The following is a 2,377-nucleotide window of genomic DNA, read 5'->3' as shown; positions in this document are numbered from 1 at the left end:
CGGCCCGGGCCCGTGGGCCGTTGCGGAGCTGTCGGCCGCCGACGGGGAAGCCGCCGGGAAATCCGACAGCTCGCGCAGCATGCGATGCAGCTCGTCCAGCTCCGGCCGGGCCTCCGGCTCCTTGGCCAGACAGCGTTCGGCGACGGGCCGCAGCGGTTCCGGGACCCCCTCCAGCGTCGGATGCTCGTACATCACCTGGTAGCCCGACAGATAGGGGCTGTCGGACTCGAACGGACTGCTGCCCCGCGCCGCGTACACCAGCAGCGAGCCCAGCGAGAAGACGTCCGACGCCCCCGTGACGTCCCGAGGGCTGCGCAGCTGCTCCGGCGACATGAACGGCGGGGTCCCGAGCACCCGCCCGATGGTGACGGTGAGCGTCTGGCTGTCGACGGCGCGGGAGATGCCGAAGTCGATGACGCGCGGACCGTCCTCGGCCATCAGGATGTTGGCGGGTTTCAGGTCCCGGTGCACCACCCCGGCCCGGTGGATGTCGCGCAGCGCCTCGACCAGCCCGAGGCCGAGCGTCCGCAACTCCCGCCCGCTCAAGGGGCCGTTCCTCCGTACCACCTCGGAGAGGGTCTGCCCCGGTACGTACAGGGTGGCCATCCACGGCCGGTCGGCCTCCGGATCGGCGTCCACGACGGGGGCGGTGAACGCCCCGCTCACCCGGCGCGCCGCCGCGACCTCCTGCCGGAAGCGGGTGCGGAACTCCTCGTCCTGCGCGTACTGCTCATGGACCAGCTTGATCGCGACCTGCCGCCCCGAGGCCGCACGCCCGAGATAGACGACGCCCATGCCGCCCGCCCCGAGCCGGTCGAGCAGGGCGTAGCCGCCTATGGATTCCGGATCCCCGGTGGCCAGCGGCATCGCCGATCCCCTCTCCCGCGCCTCTCCCGCGCTGTTTTTTCGCGTCTCGAACGGCCCTACCGGAGACCTACATTAGGTCGGCCGGGGCCTCGGCGGACCATGCGGCCCAGGACGTGGCGGAACGGTGACGTGCGCCGCGGTGGCGCGCGAGGGCGAACGGGCCGGTGTGGACGGGGAAGTTCCGTTAGCGGCGCGTTAGCGGAACGGTGTCGGGACGGCAGTGATACGCCAGCGGACCACGGAAGGCTCATAGCCGTACCGAGGGCCGGTGCGGAACACCGGCCGGACCGCCGACCCATTGGGGGACCCCGCCATGAACGTCACCGCTTACCGCCGCGGCCGCACCGTCCGTACGATCGCGGCCTCCATCGTGGCCGCTGCCGCTCTGAGCGTGACCGCTGCGTGCGGCGGGGGCGGAGACGGAGGCTCCGACAACGCGGGCAAGGCGAACTCGTCGGCCACGGCCCCCTCGTCCTCCACGGACGAACAGGGCGCGGGCAAGGCTGAGGCCGGCAAGGAGAACCAGGCCGGCAAGGGGAACCAGGGCGGCAAGGAGGGCGCCGCGGGCGTCAAGGACGCGAAGTCGCAGGTCCAGAAGTCCGGGGGCGGCTCCGAGTCCGAGCCGGTCGGCGACTGCGACATCAACAAGACGGCCATCACCGTCCAGAACGTCAAGAGCCCCGTCAACCACATGCTGCTCAAGGCGACCAACAAGGCCGGCGTGGACTGCAAGCTGGTCGGCTACCCGGGTCTGAAGTTCGGCGCCGACGCGCAGGCCGCCACCCCGGTGAACGAGGACAGCAAGCCGCAGGCCGTGGTCATGCTCGCCCCGGGCGAGAGCGCCTACGCGGGCATCACCACCTCCGCGGCGGACGGCTCGGGTGACGAGGGCGGCAAGGTCGACTCGCTCGAGGTCTTCATCGACGGCAGCGAGGACCCCAAGCCGGTCGAACTGCCCGGCGGCTCGGTCTACGTCGACAGCGCGGCGCAGGTCACGTACTGGCAGACGGACGCGCAGACCGCCCTGACCTGGTAACACGCGCATAAGCACCCTGTGCCTCCGCTGTCCATATACATGAACACCGTCTTGCATGGAAGACAGCTCTCCCTGGAGGATGAAGCGGCGCCGCCGAAGCGGCGCACAGGGCACAGGCACAGGGTGGGGAACGGATGGGCATCGGCTCCGCGGCGCTGCTGGTGTCGGCCGGTGTGGCCTCCGGGCTCGCTGGTTCGATCGCGGGGCTGGCCTCGCTGTTCAGCTATCCGGCGCTGCTGGCGGTAGGACTGCCGCCGGTGGCCGCGAATGTGACCAACACGGTGGCGCTGTTCTCCAACACCGTCGGCACCGCGGCCGGATCCCGCGTCGAACTCCGCGGCCAGCGCGACCGCCTCCTCCGGCTCGCCGCCATCGCGGCACTGGGCGGTGCAGTCGGGGCCGCCCTGCTGCTGGGCACCCCGTCCTCCGCCTTCGAGGCCGTCGTACCGTGGCTGATCGCCCTCGGCTCGGTAC

General features: G+C 71.4%; 3 protein-coding genes. 2 read left to right on the top strand and 1 reads right to left on the bottom strand.

Features of this window, described 5'->3' with window-relative positions; translation table 11 throughout:
• The coding region (locus GWI24_RS43430; protein WP_247617705.1) for a serine/threonine-protein kinase at positions 1 to 867 on the bottom strand (867 nt) is incomplete at its 3' end.
• Positions 868 to 1,180: 313 nt separating this feature from the next.
• Between GWI24_RS43430 and GWI24_RS43425 the strand changes: the two genes are divergently transcribed.
• Positions 1,181 to 1,903, top strand: coding sequence for a DUF4232 domain-containing protein (locus tag GWI24_RS43425; RefSeq protein WP_210951520.1), 723 nt, complete (start codon positions 1,181 to 1,183; stop codon positions 1,901 to 1,903).
• Between the two features lie 134 nt (positions 1,904 to 2,037).
• Positions 2,038 to 2,377, top strand: a 340-nt coding sequence (locus tag GWI24_RS43420; RefSeq protein WP_210951519.1) for a TSUP family transporter, incomplete at its 3' end; no start/stop codon positions are given.

The sequence above is a fragment of the Streptomyces sp. MK37H genome (assembly GCF_018035285.1).
Taxonomy (GTDB): domain Bacteria; phylum Actinomycetota; class Actinomycetes; order Streptomycetales; family Streptomycetaceae; genus Streptomyces; species Streptomyces endocoffeicus.
This window is presented reverse-complemented; position numbering and strand designations above follow the sequence as displayed.